The organism is Methanosarcina sp. DH2 (genome assembly GCF_020804225.1).
GTDB lineage: Archaea > Halobacteriota > Methanosarcinia > Methanosarcinales > Methanosarcinaceae > Methanosarcina.
The window spans coordinates 328,753-353,638 of the sequence record NZ_WJBI01000001.1; the positions used below are offsets into that span (position 1 = coordinate 328,753).

General features: G+C 43.3%; 28 protein-coding genes. 16 read left to right on the forward strand and 12 right to left on the reverse strand.

The window, feature by feature from the left end; translation table 11 throughout:
* Window positions 1–223: 223 nt before the first annotated feature.
* From FXV91_RS01365 to FXV91_RS01390, 6 genes are all read right to left on the reverse strand, one after another.
* The gene (locus tag FXV91_RS01365; protein ID WP_048128084.1) at window positions 224–709 is read right to left on the reverse strand and encodes a 50S ribosomal protein L11; all 486 of its coding nucleotides are present in this window, start codon (window positions 707–709) and stop codon (window positions 224–226) included.
* Between the two features lie 122 nt (window positions 710–831).
* Entirely contained in the window at window positions 832–1,290 is a 459-nt protein-coding gene (locus FXV91_RS01370) for a transcription elongation factor Spt5 (RefSeq protein WP_229387585.1), read from the reverse strand.
* Window positions 1,287–1,502 carry a protein translocase SEC61 complex subunit gamma gene (locus FXV91_RS01375; RefSeq protein WP_229387587.1) on the reverse strand — a complete coding sequence of 72 codons (216 nt, stop codon included), beginning with the start codon at window positions 1,500–1,502 and terminating at the stop codon, window positions 1,287–1,289. Before FXV91_RS01375 ends, FXV91_RS01370 begins: the two co-directional genes overlap by 4 nt.
* A 428-nt stretch (window positions 1,503–1,930) precedes the next feature.
* A complete protein-coding gene (gene ftsZ, locus FXV91_RS01380; protein WP_229387589.1) occupies window positions 1,931–3,055 on the reverse strand; it encodes a cell division protein FtsZ in 1,125 nt (374 codons plus the stop codon).
* A gap of 500 nt (window positions 3,056–3,555) precedes the next feature.
* The gene (locus FXV91_RS01385; protein WP_229387591.1) at window positions 3,556–4,146 is read right to left on the reverse strand and encodes a DUF99 family protein; all 591 of its coding nucleotides are present in this window, start codon (window positions 4,144–4,146) and stop codon (window positions 3,556–3,558) included.
* Window positions 4,147–4,286: 140 nt separating this feature from the next.
* Complete coding sequence (locus FXV91_RS01390) at window positions 4,287–5,585, reverse strand: proteasome-activating nucleotidase (RefSeq protein WP_275948894.1); 1,299 nt, start codon at window positions 5,583–5,585, stop codon at window positions 4,287–4,289.
* A 57-nt stretch (window positions 5,586–5,642) separates the two neighbouring features.
* On the opposite strand from FXV91_RS01390, the gene FXV91_RS01395 reads away from it, so the two are divergent.
* Window positions 5,643–6,128, forward strand: coding sequence for a multiprotein bridging factor aMBF1 (locus FXV91_RS01395; protein ID WP_229387593.1), 486 nt, complete (start codon window positions 5,643–5,645; stop codon window positions 6,126–6,128).
* 395 nt (window positions 6,129–6,523) lie between these two features.
* Here the strand turns inward: FXV91_RS01395 and FXV91_RS01400 are convergent, their stop codons facing one another.
* Window positions 6,524–7,366: a TatD family hydrolase gene (locus FXV91_RS01400; protein WP_229387595.1), complete on the reverse strand. Its 843-nt coding sequence runs from the start codon at window positions 7,364–7,366 to the stop codon at window positions 6,524–6,526.
* A 401-nt stretch (window positions 7,367–7,767) separates the two neighbouring features.
* Here FXV91_RS01400 and FXV91_RS01405 point away from each other — a divergent pair, with 401 nt between their 5' ends.
* A complete protein-coding gene (locus tag FXV91_RS01405) occupies window positions 7,768–8,796 on the forward strand; it encodes an isocitrate/isopropylmalate dehydrogenase family protein (protein ID WP_229387597.1) in 1,029 nt (342 codons plus the stop codon).
* A gap of 302 nt (window positions 8,797–9,098) precedes the next feature.
* On the opposite strand, the gene FXV91_RS01410 is transcribed toward FXV91_RS01405, so the two are convergent.
* Window positions 9,099–10,430 (reverse strand): isopropylmalate synthase, encoded by a 1,332-nt coding sequence (locus FXV91_RS01410; RefSeq protein ID WP_229387599.1) that lies wholly within the window; start codon window positions 10,428–10,430, stop codon window positions 9,099–9,101.
* A gap of 834 nt (window positions 10,431–11,264) precedes the next feature.
* Between FXV91_RS01410 and cbiT the strand changes: the two genes are divergently transcribed.
* The 10 genes from cbiT to FXV91_RS01460 all read left to right on the forward strand — a co-directional run bounded on the left by cbiT (window position 11,265) and on the right by FXV91_RS01460 (window position 18,941).
* Window positions 11,265–11,819, forward strand: coding sequence for a precorrin-6Y C5,15-methyltransferase (decarboxylating) subunit CbiT (gene cbiT, locus FXV91_RS01415; protein WP_229387601.1), 555 nt, complete (start codon window positions 11,265–11,267; stop codon window positions 11,817–11,819).
* An 87-nt stretch (window positions 11,820–11,906) separates the two neighbouring features.
* Complete coding sequence (locus FXV91_RS01420) at window positions 11,907–12,515, forward strand: cobalt-factor II C(20)-methyltransferase (protein WP_229387603.1); 609 nt, start codon at window positions 11,907–11,909, stop codon at window positions 12,513–12,515.
* A 148-nt stretch (window positions 12,516–12,663) separates the two neighbouring features.
* Window positions 12,664–13,392, forward strand: a complete 729-nt coding sequence (locus FXV91_RS01425; RefSeq protein ID WP_229387605.1) for a cobalt-precorrin-4/precorrin-4 C(11)-methyltransferase — start codon at window positions 12,664–12,666, stop codon at window positions 13,390–13,392.
* A gap of 80 nt (window positions 13,393–13,472) precedes the next feature.
* Window positions 13,473–13,928, forward strand: a complete 456-nt coding sequence (locus FXV91_RS01430; RefSeq protein ID WP_229387607.1) for a cobalamin biosynthesis protein CbiG — start codon at window positions 13,473–13,475, stop codon at window positions 13,926–13,928.
* A 25-nt stretch (window positions 13,929–13,953) separates the two neighbouring features.
* The gene (locus FXV91_RS01435; protein ID WP_229387609.1) at window positions 13,954–14,349 is read left to right on the forward strand and encodes a cobalamin biosynthesis protein; all 396 of its coding nucleotides are present in this window, start codon (window positions 13,954–13,956) and stop codon (window positions 14,347–14,349) included.
* The gene (gene cobJ, locus FXV91_RS01440; RefSeq protein WP_229387611.1) at window positions 14,318–15,118 is read left to right on the forward strand and encodes a precorrin-3B C(17)-methyltransferase; all 801 of its coding nucleotides are present in this window, start codon (window positions 14,318–14,320) and stop codon (window positions 15,116–15,118) included. The genes FXV91_RS01435 and cobJ overlap by 32 nt, the downstream gene beginning before the upstream one ends.
* A complete protein-coding gene (locus tag FXV91_RS01445; protein ID WP_229387613.1) occupies window positions 15,108–15,839 on the forward strand; it encodes a precorrin-8X methylmutase in 732 nt (243 codons plus the stop codon). Before cobJ ends, FXV91_RS01445 begins: the two co-directional genes overlap by 11 nt.
* Window positions 15,840–16,262: 423 nt before the next feature.
* Window positions 16,263–16,841, forward strand: coding sequence for a hypothetical protein (locus FXV91_RS01450; RefSeq protein ID WP_229387615.1), 579 nt, complete (start codon window positions 16,263–16,265; stop codon window positions 16,839–16,841).
* A gap of 371 nt (window positions 16,842–17,212) precedes the next feature.
* Window positions 17,213–17,758, forward strand: a complete 546-nt coding sequence (locus FXV91_RS01455) for a hypothetical protein (RefSeq protein WP_229387617.1) — start codon at window positions 17,213–17,215, stop codon at window positions 17,756–17,758.
* Between the two features lie 754 nt (window positions 17,759–18,512).
* Window positions 18,513–18,941 carry a hypothetical protein gene (locus FXV91_RS01460; RefSeq protein WP_229387619.1) on the forward strand — a complete coding sequence of 143 codons (429 nt, stop codon included), beginning with the start codon at window positions 18,513–18,515 and terminating at the stop codon, window positions 18,939–18,941.
* 82 nt (window positions 18,942–19,023) lie between these two features.
* Here the strand turns inward: FXV91_RS01460 and FXV91_RS01465 are convergent, their stop codons facing one another.
* From FXV91_RS01465 to FXV91_RS01480, 4 genes are all read right to left on the reverse strand, one after another.
* Window positions 19,024–19,674: a cytochrome c biogenesis CcdA family protein gene (locus tag FXV91_RS01465; protein ID WP_229387621.1), complete on the reverse strand. Its 651-nt coding sequence runs from the start codon at window positions 19,672–19,674 to the stop codon at window positions 19,024–19,026.
* A gap of 149 nt (window positions 19,675–19,823) precedes the next feature.
* Window positions 19,824–20,327 (reverse strand): thioredoxin family protein, encoded by a 504-nt coding sequence (locus tag FXV91_RS01470; RefSeq protein ID WP_229387623.1) that lies wholly within the window; start codon window positions 20,325–20,327, stop codon window positions 19,824–19,826.
* A 383-nt stretch (window positions 20,328–20,710) separates the two neighbouring features.
* A complete protein-coding gene (locus FXV91_RS01475; RefSeq protein ID WP_229387625.1) occupies window positions 20,711–21,553 on the reverse strand; it encodes an Mrp/NBP35 family ATP-binding protein in 843 nt (280 codons plus the stop codon).
* A gap of 60 nt (window positions 21,554–21,613) precedes the next feature.
* Window positions 21,614–21,952: a DUF134 domain-containing protein gene (locus FXV91_RS01480; protein WP_229387627.1), complete on the reverse strand. Its 339-nt coding sequence runs from the start codon at window positions 21,950–21,952 to the stop codon at window positions 21,614–21,616.
* Window positions 21,953–22,167: 215 nt separating this feature from the next.
* Here FXV91_RS01480 and FXV91_RS01485 point away from each other — a divergent pair, with 215 nt between their 5' ends.
* The 4 genes from FXV91_RS01485 to FXV91_RS01500 all read left to right on the forward strand — a co-directional run bounded on the left by FXV91_RS01485 (window position 22,168) and on the right by FXV91_RS01500 (window position 24,827).
* On the forward strand, window positions 22,168–22,539 hold the full coding sequence (locus FXV91_RS01485; protein ID WP_229387629.1) for a NifB/NifX family molybdenum-iron cluster-binding protein: 372 nt from the start codon (window positions 22,168–22,170) through the stop codon (window positions 22,537–22,539).
* Window positions 22,540–22,634: 95 nt separating this feature from the next.
* Window positions 22,635–23,000 carry a NifB/NifX family molybdenum-iron cluster-binding protein gene (locus FXV91_RS01490; RefSeq protein WP_229387631.1) on the forward strand — a complete coding sequence of 122 codons (366 nt, stop codon included), beginning with the start codon at window positions 22,635–22,637 and terminating at the stop codon, window positions 22,998–23,000.
* 43 nt (window positions 23,001–23,043) lie between these two features.
* Entirely contained in the window at window positions 23,044–23,895 is an 852-nt protein-coding gene (locus FXV91_RS01495) for an ATP-binding protein (protein ID WP_229388563.1), read from the forward strand.
* Window positions 23,895–24,827 carry a 4Fe-4S binding protein gene (locus FXV91_RS01500; protein ID WP_229387633.1) on the forward strand — a complete coding sequence of 311 codons (933 nt, stop codon included), beginning with the start codon at window positions 23,895–23,897 and terminating at the stop codon, window positions 24,825–24,827. The genes FXV91_RS01495 and FXV91_RS01500 overlap by 1 nt, the downstream gene beginning before the upstream one ends.
* Window positions 24,828–24,886: the final 59 nt, after the last annotated feature.

The window sequence follows — 24,886 nt, forward strand, 5'->3', positions numbered from 1 at the left end:
GTAGTGTTTGAACTTAATGTCCAGACAGCCGTTCCGGCTTACTACGGTGGTCGTAGGGGCTCCCATCCGGGTTCTGTAATCTTAACAGTAAGCCACCAATAACTTCTTGTAAGCTATTCCAGTAGAAACACTGTTCAAGGCTCTTGTGCTATTAGTGGTATCCAATTTAAAACTATTGGTGTGTAAACAGAACCCGAATTAAAAGGTAAATGAAGAAGAAGGCTTACCACTCCTCGCCTGCAAGCAAATCATCAAATTTGCCTTCATCGAGTGCTTTCTGGCAGTCCTTGGCCTTCATTCCCTCTACATTCACGCCCATAGGGACACAGGTTCCCATTACCTCTTTCATTGTAGCTTTGAGGTCATAAGAAAGTACATCTTCCTTCTTCATACGGGCGATCTTTGCAACCTGCGGGATGGTGAGGTTACCAACAACCTCGCTTCCTGCAGTTCCTGACCCTTTCTGAATCCCAAGCTCTTTCATGACCAGGGATGCGGTCGGAGGGGTGCCTACCTCGATCTCGACGTTTTTCTTGTCGTCAACAATTATCTTCACAGGGACCTGCATTCCATTATAGTCCCTTGTTTTTTCATTGATCTTTTCGACCACTTCTTTTATATTGACCCCGAGCGGACCAAGTGCCGGACCTAATGGTGGTCCGGGATTCGCTTTTCCTCCGGGGACAAGTGCTTCAACAATACTTGTCATCTGAGTCTCACCGGTTTTTATAAGTATAAATTTTGTAGATTTGTATCAATCCACTCTGAGTACTGGTGATTTTTGTTTATTAATAAGCTGGAATTTTCGGTATTTCCCATACGATCTCTGGCTTAATCGTTGTCTTTTTTGAGTACCCGTACGGTATCGCCGCGAATCGTGATGGGGATCGGAACCACAGCATCGAAGAGTTCCACAGTAATTTCCTCATGCCCTTCGTCAACCCTTTTAACCCGGGCTTTCTCTCCTTTGAAGGGTCCGGAGGTGACCTCAATTATAGCCCCTTCTTTAATTCCGGTCACTATTGGCTTGGGTTTAAGGAAATGTTCTATTTCAGAGATTGAAGAACTCCCTTTGACAATGGCTCTTGCATGCGGAATTGTCTGGATTGCCAGTTCAACAATTCCGGATTTCGGGGCCTCGACAAGGACGTATCCTTTGAGCTCATCAGGAGCCAGGATTGCCCGTATGTCCAGTTTCTCCTTCTTAGAAATCCTTGCAAGGGCCGTTGCTACTGACCTTTCCTGGTTTGCTGTGGTTTTGATTACGAATATCTGGGAATCCTCACTCATTGGGCCACCCACTGGGGCAACATTGTCAGCAGTACATAGATAATAAAACCAATTGCGCCCACAGCCAGAATGCCGGCACCTGCAACTTTGGCAATGGTCAAGAACTCTTCCCTGGACGGTTTTTTCGTAAGTTTCAGGACCCGCAGGTGTGCCCGGATTGCCTGACCAACGCTTTTTGTGGTTATACTCGGTTCAAATGTGGATTCTACCAATTAATTCACATCCAGGTTTTTATATACATATTTATTTTTATCTGGAGTTTTGCGCGCGGCTCTTCCTTTGTATATTGTATCTCCGATATTTGCTTTTCTATCGCAGAACATCGGATTTTACTTCTCAGGAAGGACGAGCGGATTATATTATTAATTCCTATTATATGAAGATATCACTGGCACAATCTTTAACACATCCAAAAGTTTAAACGCAGGATTGGTGCTCACATAGTACCTTTAATCGTGTCAGTATAAATTTTCCTTTTTTGATGCCGAATTGTATCGGCATCATACTGCATTTACCATAAAAATAGTTTTCGATTGGATTTATATTCCTACGTTCCTTCTTTTTCCTTTCAGAGGAGGAAAACAGTATTTATTCCAACCGAACGTTTTTATCCATTTTTACTGTTTCGTTCCTGATTTGATCACTCTACGAAGTCAATTCCGTATTTATATGTAATGTTCTTATCGCTTCCATGACCGTAAATCTGGGCAGAAGTAACTCCTGTGACCACGATCATGGTACGCACTGTCTGTTCGAGGTCAGGGTCAATCTGGGCACCCCATATCAGGCGGGCGTTGCTGTCTATGCGGCTGTAGACTTCCTGAACCACACACTCAGCTTCCGAAATGGTCATGTCAGGGCCTCCAACCACATTAACAAGAGCAGAGGTCGCACCTGATATATCCACGTCAAGGAGAGGGCTGCGCAGAGCTTTCTGGACAGACTCAACAGCTTTATTCTCGCCGTCTGCCTCTCCAAGCCCTATCATGGCAACACCTCCGTTTTGCATAACAGTTCTTATATCTGCAAAGTCAAGGTTGACAAGTCCGGGCTTTGTAATCAGTTCGGTTATGCCCTTTACTGCTCTCATAAGAACTTCATCCGAGACCTTAAAGGCAGCCTGAAGCGGAAGTCTTGGGACAACTTCAATCAGCTTGTCATTGGGGACAACGATAACTGTGTCGGCAACGTCTCTCAGACGCTCGAGACCGGCTTCGGCATTTGTCCTTCTGACATGCCCTTCCACGCTGAACGGAAGGGTTACGACTGCAATTGTAAGGGCTCCTGCATCTCTGGCTGCCTCAGCCACTACAGGTGCAGATCCGGTTCCGGTTCCTCCTCCAAGGCCCGCGGTGATAAAAACCATATCTGAGCCCTGGACGATTTTGTTAATCTCATCAATACTCTCGATTGCAGCGTCTTCTCCTATCTGGGGGAGGCTGCCGGCTCCAAGTCCTCGGGTTTTCTTCCTACCGATGAGAATTTTTTTGCCGGAGCGTATATGAAGAAGGTGCTGAGCGTCAGTGTTCAGAGCAACAAGGTCTGCTCCCTGGATACCTTCACCCATCATGCGCTGGATGCTATTTGAACCGCCGCCGCCACAACCTACTACTTTGATGGTTGTTTTAAGGCTTCTCAGTATTTCTTCAAGTTCAGCATCTACTTCTAAGTTTTCATTAGAGTAATCTGAATTTGAATACTCTCCCTGCCCGGCACGTCCTTCCAGGGCAGATCGAGCAAGGGCTTCTTCCACAATGGATCTCATGCTACTGTTTTCCTCCATTCTGCTGGGGTGATCATTAACGGATTGTATTAGAAACAAGTATATTACATCAAGGATCAAATTATTTTAACCATCACATATACAGTTTCCAATTTAATAGTTTTCCTTTTCCAGTTTTTGAATTTACACTGTATATGTTTAAGAATTTTATTAATGTTACTCTATCATCCTGTTTGATATTATTATCTATTGCTCTCCGGTATTATCCGGGCCAGTTTTTTCTTTCGGCTGGATCTCTTTAAATTTTTTTGCTTCAAATGTATATTTTTTTATTTTTTATATTTTTTTGAGGCTGGTTCCTGTATTTTTACCTTTCCCTTTTTTCCTGATTTTTCCATGCTTCTCCTTGATTCTATATCCTTCCCGGAGCTTGTTTATACTCAATCTCTGTTCAGAAATCTGCTCAGAAATCTGCCCAACAGTCTGTAGGCTACCTGCCCGGTCCTCCTCCTGGAGTCCGGTAAAACAGGTTATTTTCTCAGTTATGCTTTTCCTCTTGACTCCCCTAAAATGATGCCTGTTGCAATTAGATGAGCAACCCTGAGAGGCTCCGGAATATTACTTCTTATTGAAGTAAGGCGGACTATCTTTTCTGCGCTTTTTGCCCCGATTCCTGCTTTCTGAATATAAATCGGAGTCCTGTTATTTTCCGTGACCAGCTTCTCTATTTTGCCAGCTTTTTTTATTATCTCCCAGCGCACATCTCCATCGGAAAAATGCCTTAGAGCAGATCGAATCTTGTCAAAGTCCGGATAGGAGCGCATAACTACAATAACAGGAAGTCCTGTCTCCCTGTAAAGCTCCTCTATATCGACAACATTGAAGCCTCCGTAAGTAATCCCATCAAGCATGATAATTCTGATCTGACCGTAATGCCTGCTGTTCTTTATCATCGTGACCATCACCACGGTGGCATCAAGCCCGTCTTTTGTTATTTCGGATCGCAGGACTCCGTCTATCCAGTCTCCTCCTCTGAAAACAGTTCCTACTATCATTATTTTCTCGTTAAGAAGCGCAGAATCATCTATGGCCAGAATTCGGATTTCGGGTTTGATATGAAAATCTGAACTCACAGGTATCTTTATGTACGAATTATAAAAAATAGTTTGCCGGTTTCCCATGAAGTCGCTTCCAGCATAAATCAAAAGGAAACAGGGATTTCTCCGGTAAAAACGGGAGCCCCTGAAGGGGGGCTTTTGTAGCTTACCGGATTTTACACGAACATTGTCGTCTCAGGAGGGGCGACAGGCATCATCTTCTGCGTATCCGCAGCTATAGATACTTTGTCTACTGCTTCGAGGAAATCTCCCATCTCAACGAGTTCCTTATCTTTTCTGACCGCGAACATGCCTGCTTCAGTGGCAATTGCCTTCAGGTCTGCTCCGCTCATCCCTTCGGTAGCTTTTGCGAGCTTCTTAAAGTCGATGTCTCCCGCAAGAGTCATCCTTTCACAATGGATTTTGAGGATCTTTCCTCTGGCTTCTATTCCGGGCATAGGAACATGGACAAGCCTGTCAAAACGGCCTGGCCTGAGAATTGCCGGGTCAAGGACGTCCGGTCTGTTTGTTGCTGCAATAATCCGGATGTTCTTTCTCTTGTCAAAGCCATCCATTTCTGCAAGAAGCTGCATCAAAGTTCTCTGAACTTCTCTATCTGCGCCAGTTGTCTCGTTTAAACGCCTTGCAGCTATCGAATCCAGTTCATCGATGAAGATGATACTGGGAGCTTTTTTCCGTGCCATCTCGAATATTTCCCTGACCAGCTTGGAGCCGTCCCCTATGTACTTCTGTACAAGTTCGGAACCTACGACTCTGATAAATGTCGCATTGGTTCTATGGGCTACGGCTTTTGCGAGCAGGGTTTTACCTGTTCCCGGAAGCCCGTAGAGTAGTACTCCTTTCGGGGGCTCAATTCCTATCCGGGCAAAGCGTTCAGGATCAATTAGCGGAAGTTCGACTGCTTCCTGAAGTTCCTGAATCTGCTCATCGAGACCGCCTATCTGGTCATAATCCACTTCAACACTTTCGATAACCTCCATTGCAGCAACAAAAGGCTCTTCCGTGGAAGGAATAACCTCTGCAATGGCAAGTGTATGCTGGTTCAAGGCAACTTTTGCCCCTGGCAGCAGTTTTTTCTCGTCAATGTATTGTGAGACGTTAACCAGAAACTGAGGCCCGTTACTGCTACGGACAATTATACGATCATTTTTTATCACATCAATAACCGTACCAATGATCAATGGAGAGGTCTTCATGCGGTCGAGCTCTGACTGCAGCTTTCGTATTTCTCTCTCATACTTGATCTTCTGGTTCTCCAAATAGCGTTTTTCGGACTCTATCTGGCTACACTGCTCTTCCAGAAAACTGTTGCGGCTTTCAAGTTGCCTCACTCGGTCCTGGACGCTTTCAGTTGACTCCCCCAGCTCTCCAGGCTCGATTCCGTCATACACAGATCCGGGCTTCACAAGGTGACTGCGCATGCTTTCATCCTTACTTTTGGTACTTTCCGTCATGGAGCTCCGAATATTATTTAAGTTCATACCGTATATAGCGTTTTCGAAGTGATCAATATGCAGTGCGAAATATGTGGTGCAGAGATCCGCGGAACGCCTATATGCGTTACAATCGACAACAGCGAACTCCAGGTCTGCCAAAAATGTGCACCGTACGGTAAGCCCGTTGACAAGCGGACTCCCGTATCAAGGAAAGTCTCTCCGGTAGTTCGTACGGTACCACGAACTGAAAAGAGGCCAAAGAAGGATTTCTTCGATATTTTGAAAGATGAACTTCTGGACAACTACGATCAGATTATCCGGGACGCCAGAGCAACTAGAGGCTGGTCTCAGGAGGATCTGGCTGAAAACATCAAAGAGAAAGCATCTCTTATCAAAAAGATAGAGAGAAGAGAAATAGTACCCGAAGATTCCGTTAGAAAGAAACTGGAACACACCCTTAATATCAAACTTACAGAACGCCTGGATGCCGCAGGGCAGGAAGTCTCTCACATGAAGAAAGACACTACTCTTGGCGATATAGTTAAAATAAAACGCAAATAAGTTATGAGTTTTAACTGTAAAGTTTTAAATTGAGGTTTTGTTCCAGCAAGCACAACTGTTTCCGGCAGGTTTTTCCTTCCGGAAACAACTGACGGATAGAGTTTTCATTCGAATAGGTTTTCCTTTAGGTTTCTTGAAATTGTTTTGCCCTCTGCTTTTTAATCAACCTTAATCTATTTTTTATTGTACTTTTAATAATCCATCTTAATCTGCCTTTTAACGATACTTTTAATAATCCATCTTAACTTATGGCAGTGCGCCTAATTTATCTTTTAACTGCAGTTTTAATAATCGTCTATAAAGTTAATCTCTAGAGTTTGTCTCTAAATCTCTTTCCAGGCTTCTTCTCGTTTTTCAGAACTTCTTTTTTCCAGGACCGACTCTTCTGAGTTGCGTTAAAGCTCGACTTCTATATCGTAAACCTTTTCCGGATTCTCCTTGTGGATAATCCAGAAAGGTTCTTCTCCATATATTTCCATCAGTTTTAGGGTCCTTTTCGGGATTGTCTTCGGGCCAAGTACCGCGCCCGGTCTGTCAGGGTCATCGATATAGTCAGTTTCCATCATAAAGCGGGACCCCTCTTCAAGCGCCTGCTCGATTGCCCCTTTAACAGATATGACCCCTGGAAAAATCCCGAGTTCTTCACATGTATTTACGAGCGGGGGAGAATAATGTTTGACTACCCTGTGCATTTTTATTCCTGTTTTTTTTGCCCTTCCTGCTATATCGCGAAGTTCGGTCTCTCCCACATTTTCGGTATGGAGCTGGACTGCGCAGTCCTGTTCTTTTCCGAGAGAAAATGCATATTCCATTATCTCATTCGAGGCTGTCCAGAAATCTGAGGGTACAGGGTAGTGCGGGCGTCCTGATTTTATTCCTACTGCAAGACCTTGTTCCACATATCCTGCAGCAAGCTCAAGCCCTTTTTTCATGGTTTCTGCAGCTTCTGATAATTCCATGTATTCCGTAAGCTTTGAAATTTCAGCAGGGTGGACCCCAAGGACCGGAAAAGCCCTGACTCCAATCTCGCGGATTTTTGATGCGATTTCCACTGTTTCGTCAAAGACCGCAAGATAATCCTCGGGTTTCCTGACCGTAACCCCAAGGGACCAGCTGGGTTTGGTGACCAGGATTATATGCGTCCCGCCAGATTTCTGAAACTCTTTTACTGCCTCAAGCCCTCTGGCTCTTGGATCTATATGCATATGGTTATCGGTAATCGGAATTTTTGCAGGCATGTTTATTCCTCAAATATTTCCTGAAAGCTTCTTCAAAACTCTCTATTCAGTAACATAAATCCTACATATCTGGGATCTTTATGAAAGGTTCCGGATTGAATATTATGATTTGAATACTAATTGAATGTACAGTTAACTGTTTAATTTGAACACCATACTTTTCTTCGTAGAGCGCGAGGGCAGGATTATATTCTGCGAGCCCGTATCTATTTTCGGGATGTATATTCTATACTATTATTACCCAAAAGTTGAAATATGAGCCTTACGTTGAGTACGCGGCGAGATTCAATTATACTTACCAAATTCTTCGAAAAGTTCCCCCTTTTTTAGCTTTTCAATAGCTACGGTTCTTTTAACACGAACCTTACAGATAACATGAACTTTACAGATCTGGTGATAACATGACTAAAACCGCAGCAGTAATCAAAGGTGATGGGGTAGGCCCCGAACTCGTGGATGCGATGCTTAAAGTCGCAGAAGCCGCTGGTACTGATATCGAATTCGTAATGTGTGAGGCCGGAGCAGGCTGGTGGGAGCAGCACGGAGGCAATTCCCTTGTCCCTGATGAGACCTGGCAGATTCTTGACAGCTCTGATGCCTGTTTTAAGGGCCCGACAACAACCCCTGGCGGAATTGGTTCCCCGAGAAGTGTGGCTGTATCTATCAGGAGAAAGTACGATCTCTATGCAAATGTCAGGCCAATAAAGACCTTCCCTAACTCAAGTGCACCCCTCGGAGACGTTGAGATGGTCTGTGTGCGTGAAGGGACAGAAGGTCTCTACATAGGAGAGGAAATCCAGCTCACAGACGATGTATCCATTGCGATCAGGAAGATTACCCGCACAGCTTCCAGTAAAATTGCCCGCTACGCCTTTGAGGAAGCCAGAAGTAGAGGTTACGACACTGTTGTGCCCATCCATAAAAGCAATATCCTGAAAATGACCTGCGGCTCTTTCCTGGAAGAAGTCGAAAAGGTTGCACAGGACTACCCGAAAATTGAGGTCTGGCCCTATCATATTGATAATATAGCCCAGCAGCTTATCAAAAACCCCCAGATCTTCAACAAAAAAGTTCTCCTTTCCACTAACCTCTTCATGGATGTAATCAGTGAGGAGTGCTCAGCCCTCGTTGGTAGTATCGGACTCATTTATTCTGCAAATATAGGGGACAACTTTGCAATGTTTGAACCGGCTCACGGCTCAGCCCCGAAGTATGCAGGCCAGGATAAAGTAAATCCTGTTGCAACCGTACTTGCAGGAGCTTGGATGCTGGATTATCTTGGTGAAAAGGAAAAGTCCGAAGCCATATTCAGAGCAACTGAACGTGTTATTTCCGAAGGCAGGTATGTAACCTATGACCTCGGAGGCAGCGCAAAACTCAGTCAGATGACAGACGAGATCGCAAGACACACAGAAAAAATACTGAAATAAGGTTTAAAGAATCTAAATACTGCCTGAGTAAAATAAGTGGTAATAACTGATATAAAGTTTAATTAGGCTGATATAAAGTTTAATTAGGCTGATATAAAGTTTAATTAGGCTGATATAAAGTTTAATTAGGCTGATATAAAGTTTAATTAGGCTGATATAAGAATTAATAAAACTGATGTAAGATTTAGAGAATCTTATATCATTTTATTTCATTCTTTTTTTTTTTGTCTTTTATTGATCCTTTACCCTTTCGCTCTTGATCGTTTGCTTTTACCCTGTATCTTCTTCTCTCTTTCTCAACTCTAATCCTTCTCTTCTGTCTCTTCTGTCGATTCCTGGATTTTTCCTTTGTTTTTGAGTTTTCTTCCGCCTGTACGTGCCGGGTCGCAGATTGGCTGGTAGAGGAAATATTTCTCAACGTAAGCGAGGAGCTCCTCATCTGAGATGCAGGAAACCCTTTCTTCCTTATCGTAGAGCTTCTGGATCTCTTTCTGGATCTTAAGCAGTCTCCGGTCGTCTTTTTCAACTATGGTTTCAACATCAAGGAGGTTGTTTAAGGTTTCCTGGACCTTGTAACGTATCACCTCAAGGCCTGAAGAGTCACCTATGAGGAGAAGCCTGGTACCTCCCACCAGTTCAGGGGGGTAGGGTTCATAGTTAAAGGGGTTTTTCAGGACGCCTGCAGCATGTATGCCTGACTCATGGGCAAAGATATTTTTCCCGACAACAGCTTTGTTTCTCGGGACTCTGAGCCCAAGTTCCTTTTCCATAAACTCTGCAAAGCGGGTAATAGGTTCAAGGTTGTATTTGTCAAAACCTTCAATCCTGTCTGCCAGAAAGAGCAGAATTTTTTCCATCTCGCTGTTTCCTGCCCGTTCTCCTATGCCCAGGAAGGTCACACTTGTCCAGTTGGCTCCATGCCAGAAACCTGTAATCGAACTTGCTGACCCGAATCCGTAATCATCATGTATATGGGTTTCTATGTTCTTTACCCCAATCTCTTTCTTGAGGTGCTGGATAATTTTCGGAATCCCGTAAGGCTCGTCAATATTCATGAACGGCATTCCATACCCAACTGTATCGCAAACTCTTATAATGCAGTCAGGATCGATCTCCATAATCCGTTTTACCAGGGGGAAAACAAAGCCATAATTGTCAGCTCTTGTCATATCTTCCAGATGAGCTCTTGTACGAAGCCCGTGGTCCACTGCATACTGAAGGGCATCAAGATATTTGTCTTCAGCTTCTTCTCTGCCTGGAAGCCTCATCTTTGAATGAATGTGCGTATCCGAGACAGACATCAAAATCCCGGTCTCTTCAAGCCCATCAACTTCCAGAATTTTGTCGATATCAGCTCTTGAAGCCCTTGCCCAGCCTGTTATTTCAGGGCACTCATATCCCCTGTCAAACATAAGTTCAACAGCGTCCCTGTCTCTTTTATTGAATACAAAAGCTTCAAGTTTCTCAATCCCTATCTCGTGCAGGTATTCATAGATTTGAACTTTGTGTTCTCTGCTCAAAACTATTCCCGGCATCTGGGAGCCGTCGCGAATAGTGCTGTCACTTATGAAGACCTCGTTTCCATAAGGCAACTTCAGTTTGGGCAGATCCTCATATGATTCGTAAATTTTCATCTATTGTCCTCCTTTTTCCTTCAGGCGGCAGAGCCCTGCATCGAGAGAGCGGGCTTACACTGCTGGGGTTTTTCCTGTCAAAAAGATACTGTTATGTATGCAGATCGGAAAATCAGATATTAAACAGAAAATAAACCGAAAATGTTCCGTTTCCTGTTTAAAAAACATTTATTTCGGGGAATAACCATCGTTTTTTACTTCAAAGAGCGTTTTAACCTTTCTTCAAAAAACATTTTATCAGGGGCGTTGGAAACTTAACTATTATATGCTATCCTAGTTAAAATCCCTTTCTTTTAAAATATCTATACATGTTCTTAACTTTGTAATTATAAAAATGTTTTGAAGTTGCAGCAAATTGAAGAAAATTTTTATTTCTTCCCCTCTTCAAAATTTATTTTCAACGCCATTTGAAGAATAATTGCTTGAGAAAAATACCCTCTTAAGAAAATACCACTTAAGAAAAACACTCACATCGAAGAGCTCCTATTTAAGTTTTGAAGGATTCTCTTTAAAGTTCGGCTTACATGTGGTACAAACTTTTTTGCCTGTTTTTTCCTTTTGCTTCTGGTCTTCCGTTAAAGTTTACTTTCCTTTACTGCCCTTCTTGTCGATAATAAGGTATATCTATAACAAGTTATATTTATAATCGGGTAAATCTGAAATGTTGAATTTATAACTGTCTCTCTATATGCATCTGCATATGGTTTGAACCTTATAAAAATCGTATCTTGTCAGCTCTGGTTATCAATTCCAGATTTAATATAATTTCCAAATTATATCGCCATATATTTAATTTACATCGATATATTTGCTTTACTTTTCCCGAGGTAGAACATGTCCGAAATAGTAAGTGTTAGCGGCGGTCCGACTAAACCGGAAATAATTGCAGTGTCCCTCTCCAAACTCGGACTTCAGGATGGGGACCGGTTCGCAGATGTAGGCTGCGGTACGGGATCGGTCTCTATTGAAGCAGCCCGAGTTGCCCGGAACCTGACGATCTATGCAATCGATGCCCGTAAAGAAGCCCTTCTTGCCACGGAGACGAACTTTAAGAATTTTAAGATCAAAAACACCAATATCTTAGCTGGTGAAGCCTCGGATCTTCTGAGCGCCGGAGGGCCTATTGATTCTGTTGACTGCGCTTTTGTTGGTGGGACAAAAAACATTGACTCCGTGCTTGAGAAACTTGTTGAAAAAAAGGCACGAAGCATTGTGGTAAATGCTGTCCGTATCGAAACCGTTGTCAGGACGATCGAGGTTATGAAGAGATTGGGAATTTTTGATGAGGTAGTCCATGTGGCGGTCTCAAGAAGTGCCCCGATTGCCGGAGAGACTATGTTCAAACCCGAAAATCCTGTGTACATAGTTGTCGGAAAAAAGCAAGCCTGAAAATTATCCTTTTATCATCAGGCTAAGTTACCATTAGTTTAATGAAATCATGCTTTATATCTACCTGTACATTTATGGAGCGATAATATGTTAATAGGAGTAGGACTTGGTCCCGGAGACCCTGAACTTCTGACCCTGAAAGCAGTGAATGTTTTGAAAAACAGTGACAAGGTATATGTTCCAGGACGCCTGGCAAAAGACCTTGTAGCCCCTTACGCAGATGCCGAAATTCTCGAGTTTCCCATGATAAGGGATATCGAAGTCCTGAACGCTCTCTGGAAAGAAAATGCAGACAGGGTGGCAGAAGAAGCAAGAAAAGGGACAGTGGCTTTCGGGCTTATAGGTGACCCTAACTTTTTCTCCACATTCACCCATCTGAAAAAGGTAATGAACAGACACTACCCGGATGTTGAAACCTCCACAGTGCCGGGAATAAGTTCTATTACATCTTTTGCTGCGAGGACTAATGTGGCAGTCGAAAGTTCCTTTGAAGTAAGCGACGGCTCTGAAATCGGGTATAAAATTCACCTTAAAGCCACACAGCCGAGAAAGATTATGGAACAGCTCGAAGCTGAAGGATATAATGAGTTTATTTTTGCAGAGAGACTCTTTTCGGACAATGAACTGATTATCGGTAAGAAAGAAGATATCCCTGAAAAAGGGAACTATTTCAGTATCATCTACGGAAAGAAGTGAAGTCGACTGGACGGATACTCCAGCTAAATAATCTTCTAACTGAATGAATTTTTTAATACTTAAACTACTCAATACAATTCTAAATATTACGAGCTTGAATTTCAGCATATAACTTTGAACCAGTTACAGTAGCAAAGGGAATGGTCAGATGGAAAGAAAAGTGTATTTTGTAGGAGCAGGTCCCGGAAACCCCAAACTAATTACCGTACTGGGGCGTGAGATGCTTGAAAAAGCGGATCTTGTTATGTATGCGGGCTCCCTTGTAAACCCCGAAGTCCTTAATTACACAAAGGGAAAGACAGTTGATAGCTACGGGCTTACCCTTGATGAGACCACGAAAATAATTGTCGATGCCGTGGAAGCAGGGAAGTTCGTAGTACGCCTTCACAGCGGAGACCCCTCTCTTTACGGATCTGTTATAGAGCAGATGGAAGAGCTGAGAAAATACGAGATTGAAGTTGAGAGGGTAGCAGGCGTCTCGTCTGTCTTTGCAAGTGCAGCTGCTCTTGGTACTCAGCTAACCCTCAATGGTGTTTCTGATACTCTAATTATTACCCGGCCTGCAGGAAAAACCCTGGAAAAAGACCTCATCTCCGAGCTTTCCGCTTATAATACCACCATGGCAATTTTCCTTGGCACGCAGAAGATCAGGGAAATTATGGAAAAAGTCCGCTGCCCCAAAGATACGCCTGTTGCAGTTGTTTTCCACGCGTCCTGGGAGGATGAAGAGGTCATTACAGGGACTGTAGAAGATATCGCAGATAAGGTGAAAGATGCAGGGATTACACGCTCGGCAATGATAATCATCGGTGGGGTTGTTGACCCTAAAAACTACAGGAGGTCCTACCTATACGGAGTAGCCCAGGAACCGCTGTAATTACCTTTGAAAGGAATAGAGAAATTGCATCAAGGATAGCGGAGCATCTTGAAGCTGACCTTCTGCTCTATGAAAAGGGTGTGTTCAGGAAAGCGTTTGAAAACTACGGGGCAATCGTTGCAGTTTTTGCTACTGGCATCGTTGTAAGGGATATTGCTCCACTTCTAGATAATAAGTGGTCAGACCCTGCAGTGGTCGTTGTGGACTCAAACCTTAATTTCGCAATTCCTCTCCTTGGAGGGCATCACGGGGCAAATGAAATCTCCCGAAAGATTGCGGAATTAGGCGCAGTTCCTGTGCTCACCACAGCAACTGAGGTTCACGGTAAACCCTCTGTTGAGGGAATTGCTGACAGGTTCGGCTGCGAGGTCTTCAATAAAGAATCCACAATCGCTGTAAACTGTGCCCTCCTTGACCAGCAGGTAGAGGTTCTTGAGATTAAGGGGCCCAGGATTGTTATTGTGGACGAGGATGTTTCCGTACTTGTTAGAAAAAAACGTGCTGAAGCAGAGGATAACAGCGCCGGAAACAGCTAACAATTAACGCTTATTAACCGATTAAATGAAGAAACTGCATAAAAAAGCAGTGGATAACAGATTACTGATGATTGTCGGAATCGGAACTCGCAGGGGCATTACAAAAGAAGAAGTCCTTGAAGCCGTAAAACAGGCGCTTGATGAGTGCGGCCTGAGTCTTAAAGAGATTACGGCTTTTGCTTCTGCGAAACTCAAAGAAAATGAGCAAGGTCTGCTGGAAGCAGGTGAAATGCTCGGCATTCCGGTTAAGTTTTTGCCGGATGAAGTGCTGAACAGCTACAACCCCCCTTCCTTGTCCCAAGCTTCACGCTTTGGGTTAAAAGGGGTTGCAGAGCCTGCGGCGCTGGCCCTATCGGAAAAAAACGAATTGATTTGCAGGAAGAAAGTCTATGGCAGAGTCACAATCGCAATCGCAAGATAAGGCATCCGGCGGAAAGCTCTACGTTGTAGGGATCGGGCCGGGCTCCGTGGAACAGTTGACCCTCAAAGCTCGGGATGTAATCCTCAATGCCGATTATGTTCTTGGGAACAGTACCTATCTGGACCAGATGGAAAGCCTTCTCGGCACCCAGGAGGTAATCCGAAGTTTTATGGGAAAAGAGGTTGAAAGAGCCCGGAAAGCCGTGGAACTTGCAAAAACCGCAAACGTGGTCATGATCAGTGGGGGCGACACCAACGTCTACGGCATGGCAGGTATCGTGCTGGAGGTTGCTGAACACGAAAACCTTGACGTGGACATCGAAATCCTGCCCGGGGTCACAGCAGTCCTTGCCGGGGCAAGCATCCTCGGTGCACCTGTGGTGACGGACTTTGCGGTAATCAGTTTAAGCGATCTCTTAACTCCCTGGGAAGTTATCGAAAAGCGGCTTCATATGGCTGCAGACGCTGATTTCGTGATAGGGCTCTACAACCCAAAAAGCCGCAAAAGACAGTCCAATTTTGCAAGGGCAATCGAAATCATCCGTAAGTACAAGACTGATTCCGTGCCTGTGGGGCTTGTCAAGAATGCCATGAGAGGTGAGGGGGAGGACCAGATCGTGACAACCCTGGGGGAAGTCATGGAACATGAGGACTGGGTGGACATGAGCACCGTCATTCTCGTAGGCAATGGAGAGTCCAGGATCTGGAAGTCTCCTAAAAAAGATATCATCATAACACCCAGGGGGTATCAAAGGAAGTATGACTACTGAAAAAAGAGCGAATGAAAACGCAGGAAATCTTGAAAACCTTGAAGAGTTTACCGAGCTTACAGTGGAAGTAGATCCCGAGCTTGTAAAGATCTGTAATGACTCGGGAGCAAGGACTGAAGAGGCAAAAGCCATTTACATGAAAAGCCGGACAATGATCCGGGAAATTGTCGGAAATTCCACACCCGAGGATCGTTTCCGCCAGCGCTGTGTAATTGCTACCGGAGACCTCTCGGTTGCAGATATCCTGCGTTTTATGCATGACCCCATACCTGCAGGTGTCGAAGCAATTAAAAAAGGCGCCCCTATCTTTGTTGATATTAACATGGTAAAAGCCGGGATCACAAGAGCCGGGCATAAATCCGAAATCATCTGCGTGCTTGACGAAGACCCGGATGCTGCAATTGCTAATGAGTACGGGATAACCAGGACATCGGCAGGTTTTCTGGCTGCCAGAGACAGGCTGGATGGAAGCATCATCGCAATCGGAAATGCGCCTTCTGCCCTCATCATGGTCTGCAAGCTGATCGAAAAAGGTGTAAGGCCTGCCCTTATAATCGGGCTTCCTGTTGGTTTTGTTAACGCGGCCGAATCCAGGGAAATGGTCCGAAACCTGAAAATTCCCATCCCCTCAATCAGTTGTGTCGGAACCCGTGGAGGGACCCCGATGGCAGTTGCCTGTGTAAATGAGCTCGTGGCAATCGCAAGAGAAAGTGAAGAATAATATAAGAGAAAGTGAAGAATAATATTTCTGCTTTCTTCTTTTAATTTTATTTTTATTTCAGCCTATTTTTTGTTTTTCTGCCTGCTCTTCACTTTCAGTTTTTATTTTATTTATTTTTGTTTCAACTCGTTAATTTTTTTACCATATTCATCAGTCCTTTTCATTTTTTCTTCCTTGAATTTTATTCTCGATCAGATTTTTTCTGTTACATCTATTTCTTTCATCTCAGCTTTTTCAAAGTCTGTTATTCTCGTATTTCTCTCTTGATTCACTCAGATTCTGAATATTTTTTCTTAATCTTTATTATATCTTTCAATAATTTACTATATAATTAATAGACATAATATTTCATTTATAGTCGTAGTTTTTATTTAATACTCTTAATAATTTGGGTTAAATATAGAATATATTTGGGGAGAGAAAGTGAAAAAAATTTGTGCATTAATGCTTGCTCTTATTCTTTTATTTTCAGTGGCCACCAGCGCAGCAGCACTGGAATATAAGGCAATAGCCCGTCAGAGTGGTATGTGTGCGCTTGCAGGCTGGACCGATATGGATGAGGATACAATTACTTCTACCGATCTGGTTGCAATCAAGACGCCTGTCGGGACTTTTGTTTTCCTATCAATCTCGACCTTTGATACGATGACAGGTGGCGGTTCTTATAAATCGGGATACATATTTACCCGGAATAATGTTTTCCATGCAGCCGGGAACCTCAATTCAGCGCGTCTTTCTGCAGTTGATATAGAGGTCTCTGATCTGGAGAATTATGAAACGGAAATTATAACTGTCAAAGCTAATTGGGCTGGCAAAGGCGAAACTCTAAAGGGCAGTTCAAAGTTTATTTCTAAATCCGGTGACTGCATAATAAAGAGTAGTGACAGTTCCAGTTATAGAGAGGCTACAGCCACGGCGAGTATAGATAACCTTGATGCAGGAGAAAATTGCTTCGCAGAGCTTGTGAGTTTCAAGTCTACCTCTATGGAGATGAAGAAATAAAACAGATCACAGTTTCCAAAAATTTTATTATTAACTTTATAGAGCTTTCTAGTTTTATCAGATCAGCATCTTAGTTGAAATTGAGCGTCAAGTTCAGCGTTTAAACAATCTGATCTGAACTCCTTTTTTATTTTTCTTAATTCTTTTTTTTGGTTGTATTCTTGTCCATAAATATTCTTACACAGTCTTTTTATACATACACGAGTAATTATACTTGTCTAAATAAAAACTAGTTAGATATTATGTGTAAACAATGGAAATAAAAAAATAAAAAACGTTCATATATTGTCTAAATTTCTAGATGATCGAGGAATAATATGAGAAAATCATGCACAATACTATTTGCCCTCATAGTCTTGTTTTCAACGGCTATGAGTGTAGATGCGCTGGAATCTAAATCAATGACGCGATATAATGGTGCTTATGCATATGCAGATTGGACTGAAACGAATGGTAATGTAACTACCTATACCTATCTATCTGTAACTGAAACAGATGATGAGACTGATATTTATGTTTCAGTATGGACGTATAACGAAATGACAGGTGAATCGTCCGATAAGTACGGATATATGTGTACAGAGGATGATGTTTTCAATATCGATAAAAAACTTAATTCTGCAAGCCTATCCGAAGTCGAGATTGAGCTATATGAGTGGTATTACGATGAAACGGGAGAATATTATATAACTGAGGGTGCTTTGACCGTTAAAGCCGATTGGACCGGCATTGGTGATGTTTCAAAGGGCAGCTCCAGGTACGTCTCAAGAGATGGAGACTACTTATTCAAGAGTGCTGAGAATTCGCTCTCCAGAAGAGCGTCAGTCACAGGGTCAATAAATGGCAGTGACCTTGGATCTGAGTATTATGCCCGCATGGTCAGTTTCAACTCTGCTTCTATGAGTGTGGAAAAATAAGCTCATTATCTTGTTTTTAAAGGACTTGGAAAGCTTCTAAATCCTTATCAGTTGATGCAGGCCTTGTGTTCGACTGATAAAAGGCAAGGGCTGAAAAACTCCTTTCACTCTTTTCTCTTTTTTTCTTCGTAATATAATAGATTCGCCGACTCTTTTTTTAGTTAATGACAGAGAGCCAATAATTGATATTTCATTATTATGGTACCGCATTATCAATAACATAGCTGATATGCCAGAATCATGGAAAAGAAAGGGAAAAAGAAGATGTGCCGGTATAATTGATACCGTAAATATGCTCTTTTCTCCAAAGATTACGAGAACGTTCTATCTATTTTACTATTTATATCATGTAATATGATGTTGCAACCTGTTGAAAACAAAAAAGGTGATTAAGATGGTTACAGAAGATGTCTGGTCCATTTCGGAATGTGGTGGATGGCTGCCCTCTGGATAATTATTTACGGTATATTCTTGTTATTTGTGCCGTTCTATAGAAAGAGCCAGGTAAAGCCTTCAGGGGTTTACGTGGAGTTTATTGTTGCGTTTACACTTGGAAATGTTTGGCGTACCGTTCAGTATGTTTGCTATCGGCTGGCTTTTTGGTTTTACCCTGCCTGAAAGCGTACTGTGGGGGCATACGCTGGTGCAATATATCGGCTTCTGGGGAATTTTCATTTTATTATAAGATCAAGAATAAATTATAAGAAGTAACGCATGTATTCTTTTTTTTACATTATTCCGGAGTGAAATCTAATTGGGCAATAATTCTAAGAAACTGGTTCTTTCAGGTATCATTATCCTGATAACCGTTTTAGTTTTCTATATCTCTCTCCCTTGTATGTTTAGGGGGCCTGCAGCGCCGCTTTTCATAATACACAACCATGATGTTAATGGTCATGAAGTGGCAGTTGAAGTATTTGATCAACACAACAAATCAATAATAAACGAGTCATACAGTCTTGAATCTGAAGGCGATTTTTCACAAGCCCGCCCTTTAAGTCTACGGTTCCACCGGGAAAAAAGAGATTATACGTTTAAGGTAACTATGGATAAACAGATTACAAATGCAGTTAAGATGGAGATTCCGCATAGTCATACTTTAGTCGACATATGGTTGTACGGTAAGGACTATAAGTCGGGCGAAATTGTTCCTATTTTCATGGAAATCGCAGAAGTGGTGTGAGAAGAAACAGGTCTAATTTACTGTTTCCTTCCCAATTTATGTTTCAAATTGTGTTTCAAATATACACTTATTTACAAAAAACTTAAAATAGCCACCAGAAGTGGTTCTGGTAGACCATTGAAAGCCCTACAAGGATAAGCACTATTCCGGCTCCCTTTTTGAAGGCTACGTCATACTTTGATATGAGCTTTATTTTCGAAGTGGAGAGGTGAGCTGAGTATGCGAGCAGTAGCATGGGTACCGCAAACCCCGCAGAATAAATGGAGAGGGTTAGTGCACCGGTAGCAGCGTTTCCTTCCAGGGCTACCATGGTCAGGATTGAGGCAAGGATCGGTCCCACACAGGGGATCCAGAGCACGCCGAGGGAAAGTCCTAACAGAAGGCCTGAGATCGGTCCCTTACCTTTCATGTCTGCAAGAAGGGGGAATTTTGCAAAGGCATTGAACAGGCTTATATCAAAGAGTATTGCAAGACCCATTGTGATTATAAGAAGCTCTGCCAGGATCTTCAGCTGACCTATGTATGCCTGAAAAGCTGCTCCAAAGGCTGAGGTCACAACTCCCATAAGGGTAAAGGATATCGAAACTCCAAGCACTATAGCAAGGGGTCTTAACTTTCCTTTTCCTGCTGAACTTGCAAGGACTGCAGGAAGAAGGGGTAGGATGCATGGAGACAGGACGCTGAGCACTCCTGCACTAAATGCAGCCAGGGGGGAAATGGCTTCATAATACATGGTTTTGATTCGATGTTTTTCTGTCTAGTTTTTAACGATGCTGTTTTTTTAATTCCGAAATTCGGCTTTGAGTCCAGAATCTGCCGAAAACCTGAGTTTTTCAGCTGATAAAGGGAGCTTGAAATTAGTTTTCTGGTAAGACCATTTTTTTACTCTGCATTTACATTTTCATAATAAAGAATGGATCTTTTAATGAGCTCTTCATACACCTGCTTTTCAATGAGTCCCTGAACTCTTGCTTGAGTTCTGTCCGTGGTAATATTTCCGTCTCTCTGCATGTAGACATATTTTCCGTTTTCAATGCCCACGACTACAAAGGAATCAGGGATATAGTATGCTCCGAAATAAGCTTCAATTTGAGGGCTCTGGACTAGATCTGCAGACATGACCGTGACTTGTCCTCCGTATTTTGCTGCCAGGTCACTCAGGATAGGTTCCATCTCCCTACAGGCATAGCACCCCTCGGATCCGAGTTTCACAAAGACAGGACCTTCCTGAACGGATGTGTTTATCTGTTCCAGATCGGTTAAATTTACAACAACACTTTCTTCCTGGGTTTCCTGAGCAATTGCAGAATTTTCCGGGTTTTCAGTACAGCCTGCCGTAAAGAGTACAGATACAAGCAGGATTAGTAAGATAATTAATTTTTTCATGTTCTCAACGTTAATTTTTCATTTTGTAGTTCTTTAGGTTTTCTGTATTAATAATTCTCTCTATCTCAAATAATTTTGTTTTTACCGATTATGAAAGCTTGAATTCTGCAATAGAATTCTCCATAATACACAAATAATTTACCGTAAACAAAGGTAATAGCTATCTGTAAACTTCCCAATTTAAGGGATTCTATAGAATAAGAATCAATAACTATATTAGAGACCTGCGGTAGGAGTGGAAAATAAATATGGGAAAGAAATGATAAAATAAGTCCGGAAAAGGAGAAGAGAGTAAAAGAATTGGTTCCGATAGGGGAATGCAATTCTGATAAAAAAGTTTAAATGGCTATGGGCTGTGTAAACTTTTTACTTTTTACTCTGACTTATTCTTCCTTAAGGATTTTTTCTACGGCGGTCACGACATTTTCAAAATTCTTCTGCCACTCCGTGCTGTGTTTAAGCTGGTCTTGAACGACCGTGCCCTTGTCTTCCATTTCTGCAATTTTGGGTTCTATGGGAAGTCTGGCAAGTATGGGGACGTTAAAGTCTTTTGAGGCTTTTTCAACGCCTCCGCTTCCGAACACATCTATAGGTTTATTGCAGTGAGGACAGATCAGCCCATGCATGTTGTCTACAAGTCCTATCACAGGCACATTTAGTTTTTCAGAGAATGTGATTGATTTCCGGACACTGATAAGGGCTACATCCTGAGGGGTTGTGACAAGCACGGAACCATCACAATTGGGGATAAGCTGTGCCACACTCAGGGGCTCGTCTCCCGTTCCCGGAGGAAGGTCGATAATTAGAAAGTCAAGTGTCCCCCAGAAAACCTCTTCCAGGAACTGCTTAATTGCTCCCATTTTGGCCGGTCCTCTCCAGATTATTGGCGAGTCTTTGTTTTCGAGCAGGAAACCAATAGACATTATTGAGAGGTTGGGAAGCACCTGAATTGGGAGAATTCCTTCTTCATTTACCTCAGGTCTTGCGGACTCCAGCCCGAAGATAGTAGGGATAGTCGGGCCATGGATATCACAGTCCAGAAGACCTACCCTGTGCCCGCGGAGGGCAAGCCCTACAGCGAGATTTGCGGCAACTGTACTTTTCCCTACTCCGCCTTTCCCGCTCATTACCATGATCTTACGTTTGATGCGCCTGAGGTTGACTACGATTTTTGGTTCCTCGGGCTTCTTCGATAGGCTTTCCAGTGATTGAACCTTATCTGTCATTTTTATCGCCTGTGTAAAATTTCCGCATTTTCAGTCTTTCCCCGTTTTCAGATGTCTCTTTTATGCGTCAGCATCTTCTCTAGTGTCAGTACTCTCAGCCCTGATATAGTTACCGCCTTTTATTTCGATTGCTTTTCCTTTGCTCAGGGCAAGAGCTACTTTCATTCTGGCGGCTTTCAAATCTTCCCAGAATGCTCTCCTTGATATCCCTACCCTGCTGGCTGCGTCCTCCTGTCTTAAACCTTCAATATCCACAAGCCTGAGGGCTTCAAGCTCTTCTACCGTGAGGGACACCACTTCAAGGTCTGACAGTGGAACCCCTCGGGGCTTGAAATATGTGACATCAGGGGTTTGCTCGACGCGCCTCGGACATTTTGGTCTTCCTCTGCATTTTTTCATAGGTTACTTATGCACATTGTGGAATAAATATATAACAATTTCTCTTTTCAAATAGAAAACTATAAATATTTATGTACATATGAGTGAAATTGTACTTTCTATATCTCTGACTTCTCTGCGTTTGTGCGGGACTTATTTGCCTCCGCTTTATTTGGAAATTTTACAGAGAAATGTATAGTTTGAGAGTCAGCGGATTTTATATTGGAGCATGAAATATGAAAATCTGCATAAGCGCCTGTGGAAAGGATCCTGATTCTGAAGTGGACCCTCAATTCGGAAGATGCAATTATTTCGTGATTATTGATCCGGACATAGGGTCAGTAACATCAATCAAAAATCCCGGTTCGGAAGCCTCCGGTGGTGCAGGGATCCGGGCAGCAGAAGCAATTGCGGGTGCAGGAGTAAACACTCTCTTGACGGGAAGTGTGGGGCCGAACTCTTTCTCCATACTATCCGAAGCAGGTATTGAAACCTGCTCTGGAATCAGAGGTACAGTAGCCTTTGCCCTTCGAGAGTATCAGGCCGGAAAACTCGCTGTCCTTGAGAGTCCGAATGCTTCTACTCATAGCGGTATAAAAAAGAGTTGATTTAAAGGTCCGAATTAAGAGCAAGAATCTCAAATAATACTAAAAATTTTGTAAAAATATTTTATTGAAAATCTGAAAAATTAAAGGTGAGCTGTATGAAAGTATGTATACCCACAAAAGATAACAACGGCATGGAAGGGACTGTAGAACAACATTTCGGAAAAGCTCCCACTTATACAATCCTGGATACCGATAGTAGAGAAGTTTCGGTGATCCCTAATACCAGCGAGCATATGGGTGGAGTGGACCTGCCGCCTGAATTCCTCTATAAGAATGGGGTGGAAGTTATGCTCTGTGCAGGACTGGGGTACAAAGCTGTCAAGATGTTTGAGTCTTATGGAATCAATGTTTTTGTAGGTGCCGGAGGTAAGGTCCAGGATACGATAGATGCATGGAAAGCAGGGCAGCTCCGCAGTGCCAGTGCCGAAAACACCTGTGCAGAACACGATCACCATCACTGATGATTGTTTCCTCAGTTTGTGTACAGGTGGGAAGGCGCAGCTTATGAAAATTGCAATTGCTAGCGGTAAAGGCGGTACAGGGAAAACCACAGTTGCAGTAAACCTTGCCCTTGCTATTGAAGAGGTCCAGCTTTTTGACTGTGATGTGGAAGAGCCTAATTGCAACCTGTTTCTGGAGTTTGAACTGGAGCCTGTAGAAGAAGTAATCTGTCTGGTTCCGGAAATCAATCCTGACATGTGTACTCTCTGCAGGAACTGTTCTAGTTTCTGTAAGTATAACGCTCTGGCTGCCCTTCCCAATAAAATTCTTTCCTTTCCTGCCCTCTGCCACGGATGCGGTGGATGCAGCTTTGTCTGTCTAGCAGGAGCCCTAAAAGAAAAGCCCAGGCCTATAGGTATGATCGAAAAAGCGTCCCCTGAGAGCTCCCTCACATTTATCTGTGGCACACTTAACATAGGGGAAGCTATGGCGACTCCTGTTATCAGGTCACTTCAGCGTCATATCGATGAAAACAGACCTGTAATCTTTGATTCCCCTCCTGGAACGGCATGTCCTGTCCTTTCAGTTATGGGGTATGCAGATTACTGTGTGCTTGTAACCGAGTCTACTCCATTCGGTTTCCACGACTTTCTTCTTGCCCTGGAAGCTGCAAGGGCTCTTAAGGTCCCTGTGGGAGTTGTTCTCAACCGGGACGGGCTTGGAGATTCAAGAGTTGAAGAGTTTTGCAGAGCTGAAGGGATTCCTATTCTACTCCGCATTCCGAATGATAAAATGATTGCCAGGCTCTATTCAGAAGGCACTCCTTTTGTTAAGGAAATGCCCGAATGGAAAAAAAAGTTCGAAGATATGTTCGAAACGATAAAAGCACTGGCCTGCAAAAACACGGGGGTATAATGAGGCAGCTGGCTATAATTAGCGGAAAAGGTGGGTGCGGAAAGACCACTCTTACAGCTGCCTTTTCGTCTCTCTCTAAAAATGCTGTACTTGCAGACTGTGACGTTGACGCATCTGACCTGCCTCTCCTCCTTAAGCCCGAGGTACTTAAAAAAGAAGATTGTCTGGGACTGGAACTTGCTTCTATTGACCCGAAGCTCTGTACCGGTTGTGGCATCTGCCTGGAGATATGCAGATTCGGAGCAGTCCTTGAAAACTTCACGATAAATCCGTATAGCTGCGAAGGTTGTGCAGTCTGTACTGTCGCCTGTCCTGAAAATGCGGTGTCTTTGACGCCGAGAATCTCCGGACAGGCAGTTTCCTCCATGACCCGTTTCGGGCCAATGGCTCATGCAAAACTGGGCACCGGAGAGGAAACAAGTGGAAAACTTGTGAACCTGGTCAGAAAGAAGGCCTTAGAACTTGCAGATAGATATTCCTGCAAACTCGTTCTTATTGACGGCCCTCCCGGTACCGGCTGCCCGGTTATGGCAGCAATTACCGGAACCGACCTTGTCCTTGTGCTTAGCGAACCCACTGTTTCCGGACTCCACGACCTGAAACGGGCAGTCGAGCTTACCAAACATTTCAGAATCCCAACCGTTGCCTGCATTAACAAGTATGATATCAACGAGAAAAAAAGCCTTGAAATTGAGGCTTTTTGTAGGGAAACCGGAATTCCTCTTCTTGCCCGCTTACCTTATGCGGATGTAACTACAGAGGCAATGATGAAGGAAGAAACCGTGATTGAATATGCCGCCCACTCCGGAGGCTCCGAAGCTGTGGAATTTGCAAATACTGTCCGTAATCTCTGGGAAGAGCTCGAAATGAGGCTTTCAGATACTTTCAAAGAAAAAATGTGCTCGGAAGCCCTCGATACGAGGGAGCTTTAAATTTGTCGAATATTAACTGAAGAATTAAAAAGTTAAATAATATAGCAACTGTTAACTGA